We start from the raw sequence: 23220 nt of genomic DNA, 5'->3' as shown, positions 1-23220 counted from the left end.
AAAAAATAGCCCCAAACAAATAAGTGCGTCAACATTTTATTAACAAAAATGACTGCCGTATTTTCGTTTTTTGATTTTCAAAAAGTTAGCGTGACCGATAACGAACTTTTATTCATATTACGATTGCAATGCACCCCGGGAATTGGTGACACAACAGCAAAAAAATTACTACAACATTGTGGTAGTGCTGAGGCCATTTTTGCTGAAAAAAATCAAAATCTTTTAAGAATTGAGGGCGTAGGCAGTTTACTTCTTGAAAACCTAAAGGATAAGCAAAACAGTATAAAAGCAGAGCAAGAACTTCGTTATATTATTGATAATAAAGTACAGAGTTCTTTTTTTACTGATGGTGATTATCCCGAGCGATTGAAACATTGTGTTGACGGACCAATTTTGTTATTTAGCAAAGGAAACATTGACCTGAAGAACAAGAAAATAATAAGTATTGTAGGAACACGGCAAATTACTTCAAAAGGGATTGCGTTTTGTGAAAAACTTATAGAAGATTTAGCTCACTTCGACCCAATTATCGTTTCTGGATTCGCTTATGGTACCGATATCACAGCTCATAAAAATGCCATTAAAAACAAGTTACAAACAATAGGGTGCTTAGCACACGGACTTAATCAAATATATCCTAAAGTGCATCATCGATATGCGAATCAGGTAGAAGAAAATGGCGGATTCTTTACTGATTTTTGGAGTAGTTCGAACCCTGAGCGTGAAAACTTTTTGAAACGGAACAGATTGATTGCGGGACTATCGCAAGCAACCATTGTTATTGAATCTGCAGAAAAAGGAGGAAGCCTAGTTACAGCTGATATTGCCAATAGTTATAATCGAGATGTTTTCGCGGTTCCAGGTAGACCTTCAGATAAAATGAGTCTAGGGTGTAATAATTTGATCAAACAGCAAAAGGCGCATTTAATGACCAGCGCAGCCGACTTAATCTATTTGCTGAACTGGGAACTTGAAGAACAACCAACGAAAAAGCTACTACAAAAACAACTTTTTGTTGAATTAGATGCCACTGAAAAGAAAGTGTATGCGTTTTTAAAGGAACAAGAAAGAGAACTGCTCGATATCATTGCGCTTCGCTGTGGAATACCCACATTTAAAGCCGCCAGTGTATTATTAAATATGGAATTGAAAGGTGTTATTAGACCATTGCCAGGAAAAATGTTTGAATTAGTTTGAAAGTGCGACTTCCCCTTTTTATTAACCGTTCACTGACACTCCCGCCAGCATACTATTAACACTTTAGTAACCAATTACTTTCCGAACTCTACTAAGTACCTCGTCAGCAACTTTTTTTGCCTTTTCAGCACCGATTGCCAAGGCATCATCAATTTCATTCAGGTTTTCCATATAATGATTAAATCGAGCACGCTCATTAGCAAACGTATGAATGATAAGTTCATACAATGCTTGCTTTGCATGGCCATAACCATAGTTGCCTCCTTCGTAATTCGCTTTCATTGTTGCAATCTGATCTGGTGCAGCTAACAATTTATAAAGCGCAAACACATTACAAGTTTTCCATTCTTTCGGTTCTTCTAGTGGGGTGCTATCTGTTTGAATTCCCATAATTTGCTTGCGTAGCTTTTTATCTGAAAGAAAAATATTGATGGTATTACCTTTACTTTTACTCATTTTTGCACCGTCAGTCCCAGGAATATACATAGTATCTTCATTATGGGTCGCCTCGGGTATCACAAACACCTCTTTTTTCATAGTAGCATGAAAACGCGAAGCAACATCGCGAGTCATTTCTAGATGTTGTTGCTGATCTTTCCCCACGGGAACAAATTCAGCATCATACAATAAAATGTCTGCCGCCATAAGCATAGGGTAACTAAATAAACCGGCATTGACATCTTCTAGTCTATCGGCTTTGTCTTTAAAACTATGCGCCAGGGTTAAACGTTGATATGGAAAAAAACAGCTTAAGTACCAAGACAATTCTGCAGTTTGTGGCACATCGCTTTGTCTGTAAAAAACAGTCTTATCAATATCTAAACCAAATGCTAACCATGCAGCGGCGGTTGCATACGTATTTTGTCTAAGTGTTGTACCATCTTTTATTTGCGTAAGCGAATGCATATCTGCGATAAATAAGAACGACTCATTTTTATCATCACTTGCCATTTTTATTGCAGGAATAATCGCTCCTAATAAATTACCTAAATGAGGAGTGCCTGTACTTTGAACTCCGGTTAAAATTCTTGCCATTCTTGCTATGTATCAAGGCGACAAAGGTAAATTTTTCGTTTGTATTTTCTCATTTTTATTGTTTAGGTCTTATTTATCTTTTTAGCGATACAATTTGTTTATTTTTGAATCCATGCGATATCTTAAATATCCTTTTTGGCTGTTGTACCGAATATGGTTTTATATTCTGGTAACTATGCCTATTATTTTATTATTTCCGCTACTTGTTATCTCTATTTTAAAAGAAAGTTGGTATCCATTTTTCTTTAGGCTAGCGCGTATTTGGTCTAAAATCATCTTATACGGAATGGGATTCATACCTATAATCAAAAGGGCTCAAAAACTAAATTGGAAAGACAGCTATATGCTCATAGCGAATCATACGTCGATGACCGATATTATGTTAATGCTGTTGGTTGCAAAAAGCCCATTTGTATTTGTAGGGAAGGCTGAGCTTGCTAAGATTCCGTTATTTGGGTTTTTCTACAAACGCACATGTATCTTGGTAGATCGCAGTGATGCAAAAAGCCGAAACTCGGCATTTTATGCCGCACAGCGACGCTTAAAACAGGGGCTTAGCATATGTATTTTTCCAGAAGGCGGAGTGCCCGAGGATGAGAATATTCTATTAGATAGTTTTAAAAATGGTGCTTTTCGATTGGCGATTGATCATCAAATTCCAATAGTACCCATTTCATTTGCGGATAATAAAAAACGGTTTTCATATACCTTTTTTAGCGGAAGCCCTGGGAAGATGCGTGTAAAAGTTCACGAGTTTATAGAAACACTTGATCTAGACCGATCTTCAGTTGATACATTAAGAGAAAATTCATGGAAAATTATTCATGATCAATTGCTAACCTTCAACCCACAAACAGAAATTGCACATACATAGCGGTATCTGCAATCTAAGAATAAATAGTATCTTTACCTGATTGCTAAACGTTTTTATAAACCATCTCCTGATATAGCAATATATTCAGGATCAATTATATACATACATATGGGTTGCAACAGTTGTTCAACCGGAAAGGACGGTCAGCCTAAAGGTTGCCGTAATAATGGTACCTGTGGTACCGATAGTTGTAATAAACTAACGGTATTCGATTGGTTATCGAATATGTCACTTCCTGCAGGTCAAGAACCTTTTAACTGCGTTGAGGTTCGTTTTAAAAATAGTCGAAAAGAATACTTTAAAAACACATCCAATCTTACTTTAAGTATTGGAGATATTGTTGCCACCGAAGCCTCTCCTGGACATGATGTAGGTATGGTTACCTTAACCGGTGAACTTGTTCGCATACAAATGAAAAAGAAAAAGGTTAAGGAAGATTCTGATCAGGTTAAAAAGATTTACCGAAAGGCTTCTCAAAAGGACATTGATATCTGGCAAAAATCACGCGACCGTGAAGAAGATATTAAGGTACGTAGTAGAGAGTTAGCAATTCGACTAGGTCTCCAAATGAAAATATCAGATATCGAGTTTCAAGGAGATGGTTCGAAAGCGACATTTTATTACACCGCTGAGGAACGTGTTGATTTCCGCCAGTTAATTAAAGATATGGCAAAGGCCTTCAATATCCGTATTGAAATGCGTCAAATTGGCTATCGTCAAGAAGCGGCTCGATTAGGAGGTATTGGTTCTTGTGGGCGCGAGCTATGCTGTTCGACCTGGTTGACTGATTTTAGATCTGTTAGCACATCAGCAGCACGATATCAGCAACTTTCTTTAAACCCGCAAAAACTGGCTGGACAATGTGGTAAATTAAAATGTTGTTTAAACTACGAACTGGACACTTACCTTGATGCTTTAAAAGAGTTCCCGAGAACAGATGCTAAATTATATACCGAAAAAGGAAAAGCCGTTTGCCAAAAAACAGACATTTTTAAGGGCGTTATGTGGTTTGCATATGAAGGCGAATGGATGAACTGGCATAAGATTACCGTCGAGCAAGCCAACGAGATCATTGAGATGAACAAGAACAAAAAGCCGGTTGCTAGCCTAGAAGAATATGCCCTTGAGCTTGAAGAAGATACTAAAGTCGAGTTTGAGAACGTTGTGGGACAAGATAGTTTGACCCGTTTTGATAAACCGAAGCGTAAGCGTGGTAATCGTAATAAGAATAAGCGTCGTAACAAAAACAACAAGAATCGAGCACAGAAGAAATGAGTAAACTAGCCCATTGCAAGCTCACAAAGCGTCGGTTGGAAACTAATTTTGATTTCGAGGCAAGCCTCCGAGCATTAAAATCTCGATTATCAAGCAAGTATGGCTGTATCACCCTAATGGCTTTGTTATTTTTATCATGTGATAATAATGCGGTTTTTTCCGAATATCGATCAGTAGATGGTGAATGGGATAAAGATGAACGAATAAATTTCACTTTTCAACCAGAAGATACCGTCTCCATAAACCAACTATACCTGCACGTACGTAATACTAATGAATATGAGTTTAGTAACTTGTACTTGATTGCTACCCTAAATGCTCCGGATGGTCTAGTAGTAACGGACACCTTGCAATACGAAATGGCGAAGGCTGACGGTACTTGGTTAGGTAGCGGATTTACCGATGTAAAGGAAAACAAATTGTGGTATAAGCAAAATATCACTTTTAAAAAACTTGGTGAGTACACCATTGAAGTTGGTCATGCAATGCGAAAGAATGGTGAAGTGGCAGGAATTACAGGTCTAAAAGGAATTACGGAAGTAGGTTTTAGTATAGAAAAAGCTCCAAATTAAAACGATCATGGCAAAGAAAGCAGCAAAAAAAACAGAAGGATGGTTTAAAGGGAATTGGAAATACATCAAATGGTTTTGGATCACTTTTGGTGTTGGTATTTTTTCTTTTTTAATGCTATTTGTCCTTGCATCATGGGAAGTTTTTGGTGAAATGCCCACTTTTGAAGAGTTAGAAAACCCTAAAACGAATCTTGCGACGGAAGTTATTTCAATTGATGGAAAAGTTATTGGTAAATACGCTTACGAGAATAGAACACCAATTTTGTATAAGGATTTACCTCAAAACCTAGTAAATGCATTAGTTGCTACTGAAGATGAACGCTATTTTTCACACTCCGGAATTGATGGGCGAGGCACTGTTCGAGCATTTGCTTTTTTAGGAACCCGTGGTGGTGCAAGTACGATTACACAACAATTATCTAAACTGCTTTTTACAGGAGAACGGAACAAGAATATTTTAGGGCGAGGGCTTCAAAAAATAAAAGAGTGGGTAATTTCTATTCGACTTGAGCGTCAGTATACCAAAGAAGAAATTATTGCGATGTACTTGAATAAAATGGACTTTATTAAGAGTGCCGTTGGGATACAATCAGCATCAAACATTTATTTTGGTAAAGAACCTAAAGATTTATTACAGGAAGAATCAGCAGTTTTGGTTGCTATGCTGAAAAACCCAAGACAGTTTAATCCGGTTCGCGAAGTGTCAAAAGCAAAATCGTTACGTCGCCGAAATCAGGTATTTGTGCAGATGTATAAAAACGGATTTTTAACTGAAAAGGAAAAAGATTCATTTCAAAAACTACCGCTTAAAACCAATTTTACCCCGCAAAGTCATGATGAGGGGATGGCAACTTATTTTCGCCAGTATTTAAGGAGTTTCGTAAGTAATTGGAGTAGAAATAACAAAAAGCCAGACGGCTCATTTTACAATATCGATCGTGATGGATTAAAAATTTACACCACAATCGATTCAAAAATGCAAGCCTATGCCGAAGAGGCTATGAAAGAACATATGCCTAGGCTTCAAGCAGAGTTTTTTCATCAAAATACACCTAAACGAAATCCCAAAGCACCATTTTATGATATTGAACAGCCAGATATCGATCGTATTATGGAAGGATCGATGAAACGATCTGAGCGTTGGCGTAAAATGAAAAAAGAAGGGATTTCAGAAAAAGAGATACGTGCTTCGTTTAGACGAAAAACAGAAATGAAGGTGTTTTCATGGAATGGTGATATTGATACAGTAATGACTCCGTTGGATTCTATGCGATACTACAAGCACTTTTTGCAAACGGGTGTAATGAGTATGGAACCACAAACGGGCCATGTAAAAGCATGGGTAGGTGGCATTAATTTTAAGCACTTTAAATACGATGCGGTAAAGCAGCAAAAAAGACAGGTGGGTTCAACGTTTAAACCCTTTGTGTACGCAACTGCGATTGATCAGTTAAAATTATCTCCTTGTCAAGAATTTCCTAATGTACAGATCACTATCCCTGCAGGAAAATATGGAAATCCTGAACCCTGGACCCCTAAAAATGTGGGTGCAAAATATGGAGGGATGATGTCTTTAAAAAAGGCGTTAGCGACATCTACTAATACCATTACCGCAAAGTTAATGGATATGGTAGGACCTCGTCAAGTGGCGAATTTGGCAAGACGTACGGGTATTGAAAGTGAAATTTTGCCAGTACCCTCAATTGCCTTGGGTACGCCTGACGTTAGTTTATTCGAAATGGTAGGCGCCTATGGTACTTTTGTAAATGAGGGTATTTATGTAAAGCCCGTAATGGTAACTCGAATTGAAGATAAGTACGGAACCGTTTTATATGAATTTACACCCGAAACAAGAGATGTACTTAGTAGGGAATCGGCCTATGCAACTATCAGCTTGTTAGAAGGTGTTACTAGAGGAGGCTCGGGAGCACGTTTAAGACATGAGGGGCGTGATAAATACCGAGCGGACTATAAAGAGGTGGTAACAGGGTACCCTTATAAATTTGAGAATCCGATTGCAGGAAAAACAGGAACTACTCAAAACCATTCAGACGGCTGGTTTATGGGCATGGTACCAAATTTGGTGACCGGGGTTTGGGTAGGTGCTGAAGATCGTGCTGCTAGATTTGCTAATATTAAATACGGCCAAGGTGGTTCTATGGCACTACCAATATGGGGTTTATTTATGAAAAAGTGCTACGCAGATAAAGATCTGAATATTTCAAAAGCTGAGTTTAAACGGCCAGAACGCATGAGTATAAGTTTAGATTGTTCTATTGAACAATCTAAAGATTCTATTCCGGTCACAAAAGAACAAAAAGAAGTTCAGGACCTCTTTGGGACGAGGCCTTAATAAGTCATAATACTTATTTTTTTGATTAAATAAATGCTTCTAAAACAGAAGCATCACTGCCTTATTTTTCGTAATTTTCAGCTACAAATACATCAGAAAATGATTAAAAAAACAGTTACTAATGTTGATATTGCTTTAGAGGGAGTTGAAAGCGGAATGACTATGATGCTGGGTGGATTCGGACTCTGTGGAATTCCTGAAAATAGCATTGCAAAACTGGTCGAACTTGGCGTAAATGATCTTACTTGTATATCGAATAATGCGGGAGTTGACGATTTTGGATTGGGTCTTTTGCTTCAAGAAAAACAGATAAAAAAAATGATCTCGTCTTACGTGGGGGAAAATGATGAGTTTGAGCGCCAAATGCTTAGTGGCGAGCTAGAGGTTGAATTAATTCCACAAGGAACACTGGCAGAGCGTTGCCGAGCTGCCCAAGGCGGATTTCCTGCTATTTATACTCCCGCAGGCTATGGTACCGAAGTAGCTGAAGGTAAAGAAACCAGAGAATTTGATGGGAAAATGTATGTGTTAGAACATGCATTTAAGGCCGACTTTGCTTTTGTAAAAGCATGGAAAGGAGACGAAGCAGGAAACCTTATCTTTAAAGGGACCGCAAGAAATTTTAATCCGTGTATGTGTGGTGCCGCTAAGATTACAGTTGCTGAGGTAGAAGAGTTGGTACCCGCCGGTACTTTGGATCCGAATCAAATACACATTCCAGGAATATTTGTGCAGCGAATTTTCCAAGGTGAAGTATATGAAAAACGAATAGAACAGCGAACGGTAAGAACGCGATAATACCAAAAGGTGTCAAAAGCTGAATATTCATATGAAACCATGCAAAAGGAGTGGTTACGTCTTACTGGTGCCACTATCGAAACTCTCAAAACAGAAATTGCTCAACAGCAAATACCAGATCTAAAGCTTTTTAATACGGGTACGGGAACTTCCGCTTTGACAATTGTTGATATCGAGGACAATAAGTACTTATATGTAGACAAACATATTGAATCAATAACAGGTTGTGCTTATCATCTTTATTTTTCTAAAGGTCCAAAGTACATTTTTACAAAAGCCAACATCGATCTTATTCCCAAAGTTATCTCATCAACAATACATCAAACAAGATTTTTCAAGAGTAAAAAAGTTAGCGAGTATAATGACTTCATTGTTAACAGAGAGCTTTCATATCGACATGAATCTGGCAGAAAATGGGTGCTACATCAAGTACTGAGACATTTGGTAAACAAAAAAGGAGAAATTTTTGCTGTTGCTACGTTGCAAACTACTATCAATCATATCAAATTGGATAATAGGTTCAGGTATTATATTTATAATAGGAAACTAAACGAAATTGTATATCCGAAGAATAAAAAATCGAAGCCATCAGATATCGCTTTGAACGGGCTATCAACTCGCGAAAAAGAAATTGTATTTCTAATCTTAAAAGGATTGACAAGTAAGGAAATTAGTAAGCAGTTATTTGTTAGTTATCACACGATAAGGACCCATCGGAAAAACATTTTTAGTAAGTTGGATTGCCATAATGTACTTGAACTTGCAAGCCGCCTAGAGTTATTAACTACAAGCAACGAATAGTAAATAATAGGGATCACGACTATTGTAATTAATGTTATTGTATTATTAAAAAAGGATCGAAATTCCAATAAGATGAAATACCCCAAATGCGGTATTTTTTAGATAATTTAATGTGCTAATTTTCGAGTTGATCTATCAACCTGTTCCTTTTTTAAAGAATGATCTATGAAAAACGAATTGAATAAGGACCCCTTAGAAAAAGTCGAGATTGTTGATTTAGAACAAGGCTTTGCACAGCTTGCTTCTACCTATGAATATATGTCGACTAGTACCCTACAATCAATCAAGCAGCAGATCGTTTCCCAGCAAATACCGGCCTTTAAAAGTTATGCAAATGGTATCGGTCCTTGTGCACTTACTGTTTTTGATATTGAGGAACAACGATTTTTATATGTTGACGATGATATTGAAAAAATCAGTGGAATTCCTAAAGAACATTATTTTAATAAAGGAATTAAGTACCTATTCAGCAGATTGGCTTATGACAACATCCCTTACCTTATAAAATCGACTTATCACGAACGGCAATTTCTTAAAAAAATCCCAACTGAAAGCTATGCAGACTTGATTGTGAATCGAGAATACGCCTATCGAGAAAAAGGGTCAAAGCGATGGATATTACAGCAAATTATAAGACATTTAGTAAATGATGACGGGAGTATTTTTGCAATAGTTACACTACAAATAAATATTGATCATATTAAATGTGATAATAAGTTTCGGTATTATATCTACAACCGGAGATTAAATGAGATAGTGTATCCGAAAAAGAAAAAGCGAATACCTTTAGATGTTACGCTAAACGTGCTTTCGGCTAGAGAACGAGAAATTGTTGAACTTATTTCTTTAGGCTTTTCAAATCAACAAATAGCTGACAAATTATTTATTAGTTATCATACCGTACGAACACATCGGAAAAACATTTTTAAAAAATTAGGCTGTTCTTCAGTGTTAGACTTAGTTCGCTTGATTAATAATCATTAAGGATTACAACCACTTTTCCAAGCGGAATCAAAGTTAGATCGCAGGACTGTCCCCAAGGAGGTATGATTAGAATTAGTTAATAAAACGGCTTCCACTCCGTTAGGAAACATCATTATTCTTGATCTTACCGCTCGATCACAGCAATTACCATTTGCTGTTCGTCCGTCTGGGCCTCTGGTACCACCTTTACTTAAGTAAACACCATAGGTTCCATCCAAAGTACTTTCAAAAAGTCCCAATTCGCCAGCTATAATTTTGTCACGTTGTGTATTCGAAATGAGTCTTTCTTGAGGATCATTCTTGAAAAAAGCCAGTATTGTCGCCAAATCCATGGAAGAAAGTACTAAACCACCAGATCCACCATTTAAATACGGGTCACTTGTATGAAGCCATCCAAGAGAACCATCGGCGGGATCTTGAAAACTTTCATTAAAAGGCCATTGATATGCCATCGCGTATGTTGGCGAGTCATAATAATCGTTTATTTCATCTGCGGTGTCAGGAGGGTTTATATTAAGCGGTTTAAAAATCCGTTCTTCTAAAAACTTAAAATAAGCATCAGTACATATCGTATCATAATCTTCATTGTTCTCATCTAGTTGAAAAAAGAATTCGCCTATAAGTACACGAATCAACGTAAAATTAGCATTTTGATACAGGCCATCTCGATTTGCATTAGGTGGACGGATAAGGCTCGTCAACATATCTGCTTCAGATAACATGTCGCCCGGTCGCGGTGTACTACCAATAAAATCGATTGATGATTCCATGCGTAATAACTTCTTAAACGTGAGATAATGAGGCGAATCTACATCTCTAAAATCAGGGTGAATGGTATCTCTCCAACTTTCAGGCAGGTAGTTTACAACATTAAATTCAAGACTTACATTTCTTTCTTCCATAGCGATCATCAAGGCGATAGCACCAATAAATTTAGAGACCGACGCGACATTTAGTCGAGTGTTTACCGTCATGTCAATCGGACCATTAGGGTCATTTTCATGCCTTGCAAGTCCGAAGGCATTCGAATGATATAACGTTCCATCGTTATTTACAACAAATTGATATCCCGAAATGTTTTGGCTTTCCATATCACTTATTACACCTTCGACAAATTCATCAATATCAAATTGTAGGGAATCATCACAAAATTGATCGGAAGGATCATTCTTTTCACAGGCTGCCACAATAAAAAGCGCTGTGACAATAAAAAGTAGCCAGATTGGTCGTTTCTTTTCCATAGTTTATAATTTACCAAGTTGGTTTTTTATACTTAGTCATATTAGGATCGCCCAGCATGAAAAAATCAGACGAAAACTCCATGTTTTCTTCGCCATTTAAATCATATAGCCATTCGCCTCTCCAAGTGCCCATAGATTGATAGTAATCTCGAACACAAGAACCTTTGTCCTTTAGCACATCGATGTAACCTTTACACTTTTTCCAATACTTTTTCTTTTGGGCAGAACCTGCTGCTACTAAATTTTTATCACGATTGTCGTTTTGGTGGGAGGCATCAAGAGCGTTGTCAAAAGTTTCACCATTTTGCCAAGCCTTGGCGAAAGGAGTAAAACGGGAAAAGAGGTAATTAAGATAGCGTGATCCACAGACCGATTTGGCACCAACATCTATAAATGCTTGCCCGAGGGATGATCCGCCCCAACAATTTAACATAAAAACCGACCGAATAGGAAATCGCCCTTTACCATAAATAGGACCTAAGCGATTAAACACTTCTTTAGCGGTGACCAGTCCGTCGTTTTTGGCATCGTCCTTCTTTACTTTTTTTAGGCTAATGCCCGATCGACTTCCATGGGTGATGACATAAATATCGATGTAGTATCCGTCGTCCGCCAGTTCAGTTAAATACTTGAAAAAATTAGCTTCGGTTGCTTTATCTTTTTTTGTCGGTTTGGGTTTTGCTCGATACTTTTTGTTGGTAAGTAGAATCGATTTGTCATAATTTTTAATGGCATACTCCTCTTGAACTTGAATGGTTTGAAAAAACTGCCAAATGGGTTTGTCTTCATTGTAAAAAACGATTAACGAAGCGCTTTTTTTGGCTTTTGGCCCACTATTTTTTCCTGTTTTTCGTTGAGGTTTATTTGATTTTAAATTGGCTTCCTGACCCCAATGGGTTAATGCCGAAATATGGGTCCACCCTTTTTCCCAATTTTTACTGTTATACGTAACATCACCTAATTTTCCGTTGTCCAGAACTTTTCGAACGACGGCTCGATCATCGCGGCGATTCACGAAAATAATGTGTCGATCATCATAGCCTTTTTGTGCATAGGCCGTGTGATGCCACCCTTTGGATAATTTAGATTCTTGAATTTTTTTACCAAATTGAAGATTTTTCCCAATCCGATTGACTACCATGCGACCAGAGTTTCGGTCAAGGCGCATGAGATAGGTTTTTTTATCAGCTTTGTAAAACACAAAACTGGTCCAGCTTTTATCAATTTTTGTGTTTTTAACCTGTTTCCCAATTTTTCCGTTCGATCGCATTTCATTAATGATTAACCGGCCATCAGTATAATCATATCGCACCATATAGGTTTTCTCATCATGAGTAACAAAATCGAAATAGGTCCATTCGTTCCATTTCGAGCCTTTGGTTATGAGTTTGTCAGGTTTTGGACTACTTGAATCAGGGGAATAAATCGCATAGCGCCCTCCTTTTTTATGCTCAGACAAAAAGAAATATTGCCTTCCATCTGCTACAAATAATCGTATGTCGGTGAATTTCTTGTCACTACCCCATTGTTTTTCAAGATTTCCATTGTTTTTGTTGATGGAATAGATCCATACTTTTTTTGAGTTTCTTCTAGAACTCAGTAGTACATAAGAAATGCCCTTGCTTCCATAATTATAGATACGCTCTGTTTGCAAAGTCGACATATTGGTACGCCAATATGATTCTTTTAGCGTACCAATTGGCCTTCCATTTTTGTCTAAATACATATGCTTAAGCTTGCCGCTATACCGATTGTATAATGTAAGCAACTCTGCATTTTCTTTATTTGCTAAAAGCTGATTGCCAAATCCTAAACAGATGAATATGAGCAGAAAACGAATCATTTGATATTGTTTTTTGCCAAATTAGTAGTCTACCATTTGGAATCATATACCTCGTTTGAGGTATTTTCTAATGATCTAATGGAGTAATTTCTTAATATATCAATGATATAATTTGAAAAAGTCAGATTTAGTAGTCAAATAATTGCTTATCTTTTTTGTTAATAGGGCTTTTATGAGAGAAAATGTTGTAGTAGAGAAGTCGGTCGATTTCGCATTGGACATTATCAATTTTTGTGAATTACTAGAATCGAACAGAAAATTTGTTATTGCTAAGCAATTATTAAAATCTGGAACTAGCATTGGTGCCAATATACATGAAGCTCAGAATGCAGAAAGTAGGCAAGATTTCATTCATAAGATGAAAATTGCTCTTAAAGAGCTGGAAGAAACGAAGTATTGGCTTGAACTGTGTGAAAGAGCAAGTTCATATCCTTTTAAAAAAGAACTGAAAGAAAAAGTGACTGAGCTTGGGTTGATAATGTATAAAATTGTATCGACTAGTAAAAAGAACTTTTAAATGGAATAATTGCTACATTTACTCATTAATAGACTGGTACATTAATCATGCTCGACAAAAACGGAATAGCAAAACGAATCGCTCAAGAAGTGAAAAATGGATATTACGTAAACCTAGGAATTGGAATCCCGACTTTGGTAGCCAATTTTGTTCGCGATGATATTGAAGTTGAATTTCAAAGTGAAAATGGCGTTTTAGGTATGGGACCGTTTCCGTTTGAAGGAGAAGAAGATGCAGATATTATCAATGCGGGAAAGCAAACCATCACGACACTTCCGGGTGCTTCTTTCTTTGATTCTGCTACTAGCTTTGGAATGATACGTGGTCAACATGTGCACTTAACAATTTTGGGTGCAATGGAAGTTGCAGAAAATGGGGATATTGCTAACTGGAAAATACCAGGTAAAATGGTGAAAGGTATGGGTGGTGCAATGGATCTTGTAGCTTCTGCCGAAAATATTATTGTGGCCATGATGCATACTAATAAAAGAGGAGAATCCAAATTACTAAAAAAATGCAGCTTACCTTTAACTGGTGTTGGCTGTGTCAAAAAAGTAGTGACCAATCTTGCCGTACTAGAAGTGACTGAAAAAGGATTTAAATTACTGGAGCGTGCACCTGGAGTTTCTGTAGAAGAAATTAAAAATGCGACGGAGGGGAACTTGATCGTAGCGGGAGAAGTGCCGGAGATGATTGTATAGATGCAAGAATAAAAAGACTAGACTTGAGTCCTAAACTATTGCAAATTGCTACTGGACACAGTTTACTACATTAAAGAGACATCAAGTACTTCTTGGGAGTAGTACCATATTTTTTCTTGAAACCTGCTATAAAATGACTTGCCGTACTATACCCAATTTTTAGGCCAACTTCATTCACGTTGTGCTCACCAGTTTCTAACATTTTACGAGCATATTCCATTTTGTAATCAAATAAAAAGCTGTAGACCGAGTCACCATATATTTGTTTAAAACCTTCTTTTAACTTTTTTAAGCTAAGTCCAATTTCATTAGCTAATTCTTGCAACCCTGGAGGTTCTGCCATTCTGGAAATCACAATATCCTTGGCTTTTCTAATTTTGATCACGTTTTCTTCATCAACTAAAAAAGGGCAAGCTTCGATAGCCGATTCATCTGATCGATTAAAAAACAAACTGAGTAACTCATAAGCTTTGCCTTTGTAGTAGAGTTTTTTAATGCTTTGGTTTAAATTAAATCCCACTACTTGGTTCAACACCATTAGCATTGCAGGTTTTATAAGTCCATCTTGGTAGTATTTTTTATCCCTATTTTCATCACTTAAGAAAGTAATATAGCCCGCTTCTTGAGAGAATAATTGATGCAGCTTTTTAATGGACATGATCAAAGAGACCAATACACTTTTCGGACCTATATCAACATTTAAGGGAAGATCACGTTGTGGATTATATAATAATAGGGAATGTTCACTTTTAAGATCAATCACGTAGCGCCCGTTATTAAAAACGAAACCACAGCTTCCTTTTAAACAAAAATGAAACTGGATATAGCTGCTGTCAACTTCTCGAATAAGTTTTTGAGCCTGTTTCTTTGTATTGTTGTGCACTAGCAAATAAAACCCTTCATCAATCAAGGTTTCGTTTTCAGCTCTTTTAGCGACATTTTTTAACGCTATTTCCATATAAAAAGCAATGATTTATTTAGAATGATTCCAAACAATAAAATTATTAATCGGTGTTCAACCCTATAAATTTAGGGCGTTTTTCCGGTTTTTATCACTTTTTAGACAGGAATTTCTTGCAGCGGTATTAAAAGTACTTCTAGCGTTATTTTTTTATCATTGCTACGGATATTTTTGTAGCCGTTAAATTAACTTAAAAATTGCAAATCACTCATTCAAAGCAATCTAGCTTTTATGCTATTGGATTAAACTATAAAAAGGCCGATGCAGATGTGCGCGGTTATTTTAGTTTAAATGAAGAAGGCATTAACAAACTACTGCTACTTGCAAAAGAAGCTGAGGTTGAAAGTCTTGTGGTGGTATCTACCTGTAACCGGACCGAGTTATACGGGTTTGCGCAGCATCCCTTTCAGTTGATTAAACTTTTGTGTGAGGTAACTACAGGTACCGTAGAGGAATTTGAAAAAGTGGCATTTGTTCTTAAAAATAAAGAGGCTGTAAGTCACCTTTTTCATGTAGGTACGGGTTTAGACAGTCAGATTTTAGGAGATTTTGAAATTATTGGTCAATTAAAAAAGAGCTTTAGGCTTTCAAAAGAACATTATTTAACCAATGCATATTTTGAGCGTCTTTTTAATAGTGTAATTCAAGCAAGTAAGCGAATAAAGACAGAAACCAAAATTAGTAGTGGTGCAACTTCGGTATCATTTGCATCTGTACAATATATACTAAGTATGGTGCCCAATGTTTCTGATAAGAACATTCTATTGTTCGGTACAGGGAAAATAGGGCGTAATACTTGCGAAAATTTAGTGAAGCACACCAAGAATGAACACATTACGCTCATTAATAGAACTCGTTCGTTAGCAGAACAGGTTGCAGGCAAATTTAATTTGATTGTGAAAGATTTTGAGTCCCTTGGTGATGAAATACGATCAAGCGATATTTTGGTGGTGGCAACCGGAGCCCAACAACCCACCGTATATAAGGAAATGATTAATCCGGATAAAAATTTGTTGATTCTTGATTTGTCGGTGCCTAAAAATGTGGATGCTAAGGTAACTGAACTGCCCAATGTGAAATTGGTGCATCTTGATGACCTTTCCCAAATAACAAACCAGACACTTAACAATCGTAGGGCTGAAATTCCGCTCGCAAAAGAAATTATCGCCGAGATAGAACAAGAGTTTAACGAATGGTTAGAAACACGAAAGTTTGCACCGACCATTAAAGCACTAAGAAATAAACTGCAAGAGCTAAAAACAACCGAGCTGCGCACACAAAAGAAAAAGGTAAAAGACTTTAATGCAGAACATGCCGATGCTTTTGGTGACAAGCTTATTCAAAAAATAACAAATCATTTTGCTAGTCATTTAAAAGATGATGCTTTTGAGACTGATGACAGCATCGAGATAATTAAGCAAGTTTTTAATCTTGACAAAGCCAATTAGTAATGAGTAAATTGATTAGAATTGGCACTCGCGATAGTCAACTAGCCTTGTGGCAAGCACGTTTCGTAAAAAATATAATAGAACACGCAGGGTATCAAACCGAAGTTGTTCCTCTAACTTCTGATGGTGATCAAAACCTTGAACAGCCCTTATATGAAATGGGAATTACAGGTATTTTCACAAAAACTCTGGACGTTGCTTTAATAAACAATAAGATTGATGTTGCGGTACATAGTATGAAAGATGTACCAACTCAACTACCAAATAATATTTCACAAGGAGCGGTCTTACATCGAGCAGCAACCACTGATATTTTGGTTCATAAAGGCATCGATTTCTTAGAAAGAGAAGGGACTATTGCAACAGGTAGCTTACGACGTAAAGCACAGTGGCTAAATAAATATCCAAAACATAAGGTAGTCGATCTTAGAGGAAATGTGAATACCCGTCTTCAAAAACTTGAAGATAATGATTGGAACGGTGCTATTTTTGCTTCGGCTGGCTTAGAACGGATTGATAAAAAGCCTGATAACCACATTGTCTTAGATTGGATGGTTCCTGCCCCGGCGCAAGGAGCAATTATGGTTGCACACCGTTCTGACGATCTTGAATCACAAGAAGCATTATCCAAAATAAATCACCGCATTACGGAGGTATGTACCCATGTAGAGCGTCAGTTTTTAAGCGTACTTGAAGGGGGTTGTACAGCACCTATTGGTGCTTTGGCAACTAATAACGGAGACAAATTAAATTTCGTTGGTGAACTTATTTCTTTAGATGGTAAGCGAAAGGTGAGTATCGAAAAACAATTTCCATTTGCCTTAGCGAAAGATGCTGGTAGAATATGCGCTATGAAGATTCTAGAAGATGGTGGAGCCGAATTGATGGAGGAGATTAAAGCAGCAATTAAGTCATAACGATCTCATTAAATTAAAAAAATGAGAGTTCTCTCCACCAAAAAACTCACCCAATCTCAAAAGGAGTTATTGCTCAATGCTAATATTGGTTTTGTCGAATACGATAGCATACACTTTACCTACGAATTTAAAGCACCCAAAACGATTGAGAACAATATTATTGTTTCTAGTAAAAATGGTATTGTTAGCCTTTTAAAAAAAAAGTTGCTAAATGATTTAAAAACAAAAAACTGGTTTTGTGTAGGTGAAAAGACAAATGTGTTTTTGACTGAAAATGGCATAAAACCAATAGAAATTGGTCAAAATGCTGCCGAATTGGCTCAAAAAATAGTAAAAAGAGATAAAAATGAACGTTACACCTATTTTTGTGGAAATCTAAAAAGAGAAGAGCTTTTTACCATTTTGAACGAAAAAGATGTTGAATTAAATGAGATAGAGGTCTATCAGACTCATTTTAATAATAAGAAAATAAGTGGTGTTTTTGATGGTATTTTATTCTTTAGTCCAAGTGGGATAAAAAGTTATCTCAACCAAAACAAAATTGATAAAGAAATACTTTTTTGTATCGGAAATACCACCGCCAAAGAAGCTAAAAAGCATTCTAACAATATTATTATTTCGAACAAACCAACGGTTGAAAATTCGATTGTTCAAGTTGTCAAGTATGCTAAACAAACAAGATAGACTAAACCTAATAAAACATACGTCCTGATTAAATGGGAAACCCATATGGAAACACTTAAAAACAATTTATTTCTAAAGGCCCTTGACGGTGAAACTGTAGCTCGTCCACCAGTATGGATGATGCGTCAAGCAGGTAGATATTTACCTGAATTCATGGCGCTAAAAAAGAAATACGATTTCTTTACCCGCTGCCGTACTCCTGAATTGGCATCTGACATTACAGTACAACCTATTGATATTGTACAACCGGATGCTGCCATTTTGTTTTCTGATATTTTGGTAATTCCACAAGCAATGAATATTGAAGTAGAGATGAAAAATGGAATTGGTCCGTGGTTGCCAAACCCCATTCGCTCTCAAAAAGACGTTGATCAGGTTATCGTACCCAATATACATGAAGAATTGGGTTATGTGATGGATGCGATTACTATGACTAAAGAAAAATTAAATAATCGCGTTCCATTAATTGGTTTTGCCGGTTCACCCTGGACAATTTTGTGCTATGCGGTACAGGGACAAGGCTCTAAAAACTTTGATTTGGCTAAGGGGTTTTGTTTTTCGCAACCTGAAGCGGCACATCAGCTACTACAAAAAATAACTGATACTACGATCGCCTATTTAAAAGAGAAAGTAAAAACCGGGGTAAATGCTGTTCAGATTTTTGACAGCTGGGGCGGAATGTTATCACCAGTAGATTATCAGGAATTCTCTTGGCACTATATTAACCAAATTGTAGAGGCACTAGCGCCGCTAACAAAGGTAATTGTGTTTGGAAAAGGATGTTGGTTTGCAATGGGTGAAATGGCAAAAAGTAAAGCATCAGCTTTGGGAGTTGACTGGACATGCTCGGCAAGAAATGCACGTTATTTGTCTGGAGGGAATATCACTTTACAAGGTAATTTTGATCCGTCACGTCTTTTATCACCTATACCAGATATTAAGAAAATGGTCAAGCAAATGATTGATGAGTTTGGCAAGGACAAATATGTAGTAAATCTAGGACATGGAATTTTACCAAATATTCCGGTTGATCATGCCAAAGCGTTTATCGATGCTGTTAAAGAATATGGGGCCTAATTAATGTCGATTCGGCAACTTATACGATCACTTAGCTTTAAACAATTGTGGGGGCTAACGTTACTTTTTATTAGAAGACCATTACTGTTGTACCCCACTGCACATGCAACAAGAGTTACCTATTCTATTTGTAATAAAAAGTTCGGAAAAAAACACCATAAAAATGGGCAAGCAAATGCTTTTAGACATGCTGTTTGGAATGTGTTGATTATTGTAAAATGCTTAAAATGGAACAGCAATAAAATTAAATGTATGGCTTGGGCCAAACGCATTACCGATTGGCACGAAGATTTTGCCCCTAACGAACCACTTGCAAGGGCAATGGATCTTCACAATAATAATATTGGCAGACAAGTGTTTGCAGATTTCTATAAAAAAGAAGGTAAGAATGTAACAGAAAAGGTGATCGAGCAACTAACCATTATGACAAAATCTGCCATTTTTATTACTGAAATGAATCAAATAAAACCTGATTTAAAAGCACTAGTTTATATTGAAAATGATTAATGAAGAAATACAATTAGCAACATTAAAAGAAACTTCTGCAGCTGCTTTTTTTGATCTTATTGAACGAAATCGAGAATATATTGCTGATGGTTTCCCTCGTACAGTTGACCAGGTAAAGTCTGCCGAAGATGCGAAACAAATTTTTAACGAATATCAGGATTGGGAAGATCATGAAGAGGGTTATTATTTCTTTTTAAAGGATGAGGAAAAGCTTATCGGTCATTTTCATGTTAAGAATATTAATCAATATTCCAATAAGTGTGAGCTAGGGTATTTTATTGATCAGGAATATGCAGGAAAAGGGTATACTTCTAAAGGCGTGAATTGGCTTTTAGATTTTTGTTTCAAAAAATTGAAGATGAACAAAGTGTATATCTGTACGAACCCCGAAAATATAGGAAGTCAAAAAGTAGCACTTAACAACGGATTTGTACAAGAAGGTGTTTTAAGAGAAGAATATAAATACCCGAATGGCGATGTAAATGATGTGGTTTATTTTGGAAAACTTAAAAGCGAACATCAATCAACTAAACAATAGGTTACATGTTTAAAGATATTAAAGCTAGTGTTGCTGCTTATGGTAAAGCATTGGATTTGATTAAAAAACTCAAACTGGCAAAATACTTTATTGCTCCTATAATGATTAGTGTGATTACAGGGGCATTAATAATCACCCTAGCCTATTTATTATCAGAATCAATAGGTAACTGGATTGCCCAAATATGGGTGTTCGACTTTGGTGCCGAAACGGTATCGACGATTAGTCATATTATTGGGGGGCTATTAGTTTTCGCTCTGGGTCTTATCTTATTTAAGCACATTGTAATGGCCCTTTCGGCTCCATTTATGAGTCCAGTTTCCGAAAAAATTGAAAAACATATGACAGGAGAGGTCTATGTTGACAATTCAGCCAAAGGCGTATCAAAATCATTGGCCAGAGGTATTCGAATTAATGTTAGAAACCTATTCATGGAATTTTTATTTGTAATACCGTTCGTGTTATTAAGTTTTATTCCTGTTATTGGATTAGTATTTTCATTTCTAGTCTTTCTGGTACAGGCTTATTATGCCGGTTTTGGCTGTATGGATTATACACTAGAACGTCATTATTCCTACAGAGAGAGTATTCCGTTTGTTCGAAAAAACCGAGGACTTGCCTATGGCAATGGAGCTATTTTTATCCTTTTGTTGTTGATACCAGTTTTAGGTGTTTTTATTGTTTTACCACTTTCAACAGTAGCTTCAACAACTGAGACTTTAAAGAGGTTGGAGTATGAGGGTAAAGTGAAATTAATTCCTGAAAAAGTAAATTAAACTATGAAAGATCAATTCTATCAATATATTCAAGATCTTCAAGATACCATAACCCATAAATTAGAAGAGGTTGACGGAGAAGCGAAGTTTAAACAAGATTTTTGGAAACGTCCTGAAGGTGGAGGAGGTCGAACACGTGTTATTGAAAATGGGAACGTTTTTGAGAAAGGCGGAGTAAATATTTCGGCCGTACATGGGGCTCTTCCTAAGACTATGCAACAATACTTTGGTGTCGATGATGCTGATTTTTTTGCATGTGGATTAAGCTTGGTGCTGCACCCTAAAAACCCGATGGTGCCAACGGTACATGCAAATTGGCGCTATTTCGAAATGTATAATAAAGAAGGTACTATTGTCGATCAGTGGTTTGGTGGTGGGCAAGATTTAACACCTTATTATCTATTTGAAGAAGATGGAAAACACTTTCATCAAATATGCAAAACGGCTTGCGACAAACACCACACTGATTTTTATTCGAACTACAAGAAAAAGTGTGACGAATACTTTTGGAACGCACATCGAAATGAAGAAAGAGGTTTAGGGGGATTATTTTTTGATTATTGCAAGAAAACGGACGAGATGAGTATGCAGGATTGGTATAATTTTGTGACAGAAGTTGGCGATAGCTTCTTATCCGCTTATGTGCCAATTGTTGAAAAAAGAAAAAATAGTACGTATACCAAAGAACAGCGTGACTGGCAAGAAATTAGAAGAGGGCGATATGTTGAGTTTAATTTGGTCCACGATAAAGGCACTTTGTTTGGACTTAAAACCAATGGCCGTATCGAGAGTATTTTAATGAGTTTGCCGCCGCATGTGCAGTGGGTGTATGATCATCATCCGGAGGTGGGAAGTGAAGAAGAAAAACTGCTGAAGGTACTAGCCAATCCTATTGATTGGGTTTCTTAGTTATAAGTCACAAGTTGTAAGTTAAAAGTATGGTTGACTATAAAAACTATAAAGTTTGGCAAAAAGCTCATAAACTAGTTGTTGAAATTTATGGTGTTACCTCAAAATTTCCGGTATCAGAGAAGTTCAATCTAATCTCTCAGATTAATCGAGCTTGTATATCCATCCCAACAAATATTGCTGAGGGTTGTGGCAGAGAAACTCAAAAAGAACTAGTAAGATTTCTTTATATCGCCTCAGGTTCAGCACATGAATTAGATTATTTAATTTTAGTCTCCACTGACTTAGGATTTATTTCTGTCGAAGACTCAAAAGAGTTATCAAAAGAAGTTGACGAAATCAAAAAAATGCTTTTTTCGCTAATAAGAAAAATTAAAAACACACTTTAAACTTAAAGCTTAGAACTTTTAGCTAAAATCAGAATAGCATGGCAAAAAAACTCAAATTATGGTTCGATGAAGAATTGGCAAAAATGCTATCCTCAAGAATAGAAACATTACAATCTGATTTTAACTCCAAAACTTTCGTCGCAAAAACACGAAAGGGTGTTGAAGAACTTGAACTAAAGCCAAGAGTAGAATTTATAGCAGATTTGTTACACACTCATCTAGGTGATAATTATCAAAACAATTGCCAAGTATTAACACAAATTCTCGGTCCAGAGAATGAGCTGGAAACGGGAATGTTTACCGAATATTATTGGGTAATGCCCATCGCTAAATATGTTGAAAAATACGGTTTAGACCACTTTGACGTTTCAATGCCGATTATTTTAGAAATTACAAAAAGAAACACAAGTGAATACGCTATTAGACCTTATTTGGAAAAGTATCCTGACAAGACATTGGATAAAATGGCTATCTGGGCAGCTGATGAAAATAGTCATGTAAGAAGACTTGCTAGTGAAGGTGTCAGGCCTCGATTGCCTTGGGCTAGTAAGCTGCAACAGTTTATTGATGACCCTACTCCTATATTTTCAATATTAGAACAGTTAAAGGATGATACTTCTAAATATGTTCAGAAATCAGTGGCTAATTGCTTAAACGACATTTTGAAAGATAATTTAGAAATGGTCAGACCTGTCATTGAAAATTGGTCGAAAGAAGCGACTAAAGAACGAAAATGGATTCTCAAACATGCTTTAAGAAATCTCATCAAAGAAGAGGATTCATGGGCTTTGTCCGTATTAAATAGTTTTTAGCAAAATCCGTT

24 protein-coding genes are annotated in these 23220 nt (G+C 36.6%); 20 read left to right on the top strand and 4 right to left on the bottom strand.

Features of this window, described 5'->3' with window-relative positions; translation table 11 throughout:
- Positions 1-90: 90 nt before the first annotated feature.
- Positions 91-1197, top strand: coding sequence for a DNA-processing protein DprA (gene dprA, locus ABN763_RS18335; RefSeq protein ID WP_410486980.1), 1107 nt, complete (start codon positions 91-93; stop codon positions 1195-1197).
- A 63-nt stretch (positions 1198-1260) separates the two neighbouring features.
- Here the strand turns inward: dprA and trpS are convergent, their stop codons facing one another.
- Positions 1261-2232, bottom strand: a complete 972-nt coding sequence (gene trpS, locus ABN763_RS18330; RefSeq protein ID WP_410486959.1) for a tryptophan--tRNA ligase — start codon at positions 2230-2232, stop codon at positions 1261-1263.
- Between the two features lie 112 nt (positions 2233-2344).
- Here trpS and ABN763_RS18325 point away from each other — a divergent pair, with 112 nt between their 5' ends.
- From ABN763_RS18325 to ABN763_RS18295, 7 genes are all read left to right on the top strand, one after another.
- Positions 2345-3106 carry a lysophospholipid acyltransferase family protein gene (locus tag ABN763_RS18325; protein ID WP_410486958.1) on the top strand — a complete coding sequence of 254 codons (762 nt, stop codon included), beginning with the start codon at positions 2345-2347 and terminating at the stop codon, positions 3104-3106.
- 108 nt (positions 3107-3214) lie between these two features.
- Complete coding sequence (locus tag ABN763_RS18320) at positions 3215-4381, top strand: stage 0 sporulation family protein (protein WP_410486957.1); 1167 nt, start codon at positions 3215-3217, stop codon at positions 4379-4381.
- Positions 4378-4953: a gliding motility lipoprotein GldH gene (locus ABN763_RS18315; protein WP_410486956.1), complete on the top strand. Its 576-nt coding sequence runs from the start codon at positions 4378-4380 to the stop codon at positions 4951-4953. Before ABN763_RS18320 ends, ABN763_RS18315 begins: the two co-directional genes overlap by 4 nt.
- A gap of 7 nt (positions 4954-4960) precedes the next feature.
- Positions 4961-7306: a transglycosylase domain-containing protein gene (locus ABN763_RS18310; RefSeq protein WP_410486955.1), complete on the top strand. Its 2346-nt coding sequence runs from the start codon at positions 4961-4963 to the stop codon at positions 7304-7306.
- A 99-nt stretch (positions 7307-7405) separates the two neighbouring features.
- Entirely contained in the window at positions 7406-8104 is a 699-nt protein-coding gene (locus ABN763_RS18305) for a CoA transferase subunit A (RefSeq protein ID WP_410486954.1), read from the top strand.
- A 9-nt stretch (positions 8105-8113) separates the two neighbouring features.
- Positions 8114-8905 (top strand): helix-turn-helix transcriptional regulator, encoded by a 792-nt coding sequence (locus tag ABN763_RS18300; protein ID WP_410486953.1) that lies wholly within the window; start codon positions 8114-8116, stop codon positions 8903-8905.
- A 165-nt stretch (positions 8906-9070) separates the two neighbouring features.
- Positions 9071-9889, top strand: coding sequence for a response regulator transcription factor (locus ABN763_RS18295; protein ID WP_410486952.1), 819 nt, complete (start codon positions 9071-9073; stop codon positions 9887-9889).
- Here ABN763_RS18295 and ABN763_RS18290 read toward each other — a convergent pair.
- Positions 9886-11130 (bottom strand): serine hydrolase domain-containing protein, encoded by a 1245-nt coding sequence (locus tag ABN763_RS18290; protein WP_410486951.1) that lies wholly within the window; start codon positions 11128-11130, stop codon positions 9886-9888. The genes ABN763_RS18295 and ABN763_RS18290 overlap by 4 nt on opposite strands.
- A gap of 10 nt (positions 11131-11140) precedes the next feature.
- The gene (locus ABN763_RS18285) at positions 11141-12973 is read right to left on the bottom strand and encodes a hypothetical protein (RefSeq protein WP_410486950.1); all 1833 of its coding nucleotides are present in this window, start codon (positions 12971-12973) and stop codon (positions 11141-11143) included.
- Positions 12974-13145: 172 nt separating this feature from the next.
- Between ABN763_RS18285 and ABN763_RS18280 the strand changes: the two genes are divergently transcribed.
- Both ABN763_RS18280 and ABN763_RS18275 read left to right on the top strand, forming a co-directional pair.
- A complete protein-coding gene (locus ABN763_RS18280) occupies positions 13146-13490 on the top strand; it encodes a four helix bundle protein (RefSeq protein WP_410486949.1) in 345 nt (114 codons plus the stop codon).
- 47 nt (positions 13491-13537) lie between these two features.
- Positions 13538-14191, top strand: coding sequence for a CoA transferase subunit B (locus ABN763_RS18275; RefSeq protein WP_410486948.1), 654 nt, complete (start codon positions 13538-13540; stop codon positions 14189-14191).
- A 70-nt stretch (positions 14192-14261) separates the two neighbouring features.
- Here the strand turns inward: ABN763_RS18275 and ABN763_RS18270 are convergent, their stop codons facing one another.
- Positions 14262-15149 (bottom strand): helix-turn-helix transcriptional regulator, encoded by an 888-nt coding sequence (locus ABN763_RS18270; RefSeq protein WP_410486947.1) that lies wholly within the window; start codon positions 15147-15149, stop codon positions 14262-14264.
- Between the two features lie 200 nt (positions 15150-15349).
- On the opposite strand from ABN763_RS18270, the gene hemA reads away from it, so the two are divergent.
- The 10 genes from hemA to ABN763_RS18220 are packed head-to-tail and all read left to right on the top strand — an operon-like array spanning position 15350 to position 23209.
- Positions 15350-16600: a glutamyl-tRNA reductase gene (hemA, locus tag ABN763_RS18265; RefSeq protein ID WP_410486946.1), complete on the top strand. Its 1251-nt coding sequence runs from the start codon at positions 15350-15352 to the stop codon at positions 16598-16600.
- 2 nt (positions 16601-16602) lie between these two features.
- Entirely contained in the window at positions 16603-17517 is a 915-nt protein-coding gene (gene hemC / locus ABN763_RS18260; RefSeq protein WP_410486945.1) for a hydroxymethylbilane synthase, read from the top strand.
- Between the two features lie 21 nt (positions 17518-17538).
- Positions 17539-18201: a uroporphyrinogen-III synthase gene (locus ABN763_RS18255; RefSeq protein WP_410486944.1), complete on the top strand. Its 663-nt coding sequence runs from the start codon at positions 17539-17541 to the stop codon at positions 18199-18201.
- Positions 18202-18246: 45 nt separating this feature from the next.
- Positions 18247-19278 carry a uroporphyrinogen decarboxylase gene (gene hemE, locus ABN763_RS18250; RefSeq protein WP_410486943.1) on the top strand — a complete coding sequence of 344 codons (1032 nt, stop codon included), beginning with the start codon at positions 18247-18249 and terminating at the stop codon, positions 19276-19278.
- A gap of 3 nt (positions 19279-19281) precedes the next feature.
- Entirely contained in the window at positions 19282-19785 is a 504-nt protein-coding gene (locus ABN763_RS18245; RefSeq protein ID WP_410486942.1) for a DUF6973 domain-containing protein, read from the top strand.
- Positions 19778-20323: a GNAT family N-acetyltransferase gene (locus ABN763_RS18240; RefSeq protein ID WP_410486941.1), complete on the top strand. Its 546-nt coding sequence runs from the start codon at positions 19778-19780 to the stop codon at positions 20321-20323. Before ABN763_RS18245 ends, ABN763_RS18240 begins: the two co-directional genes overlap by 8 nt.
- 5 nt (positions 20324-20328) lie before the next feature.
- Positions 20329-21099, top strand: coding sequence for an EI24 domain-containing protein (locus tag ABN763_RS18235; protein ID WP_410486940.1), 771 nt, complete (start codon positions 20329-20331; stop codon positions 21097-21099).
- Between the two features lie 3 nt (positions 21100-21102).
- Positions 21103-22008: an oxygen-dependent coproporphyrinogen oxidase gene (gene hemF / locus ABN763_RS18230; protein ID WP_410486939.1), complete on the top strand. Its 906-nt coding sequence runs from the start codon at positions 21103-21105 to the stop codon at positions 22006-22008.
- Between the two features lie 29 nt (positions 22009-22037).
- Complete coding sequence (locus ABN763_RS18225; protein WP_410486938.1) at positions 22038-22397, top strand: four helix bundle protein; 360 nt, start codon at positions 22038-22040, stop codon at positions 22395-22397.
- A 38-nt stretch (positions 22398-22435) separates the two neighbouring features.
- Positions 22436-23209, top strand: a complete 774-nt coding sequence (locus ABN763_RS18220; protein WP_410486937.1) for a DNA alkylation repair protein — start codon at positions 22436-22438, stop codon at positions 23207-23209.
- Positions 23210-23220 lie beyond the last annotated feature (11 nt).

Origin of the sequence: Spongiivirga sp. MCCC 1A20706, assembly GCF_046524175.1 — a bacterium.
Lineage (GTDB): Bacteria > Bacteroidota > Bacteroidia > Flavobacteriales > Flavobacteriaceae > Spongiivirga.
Note: the sequence above shows the minus strand (reverse complement) of the source record. Positions and strands in the feature narration are given on the sequence as shown.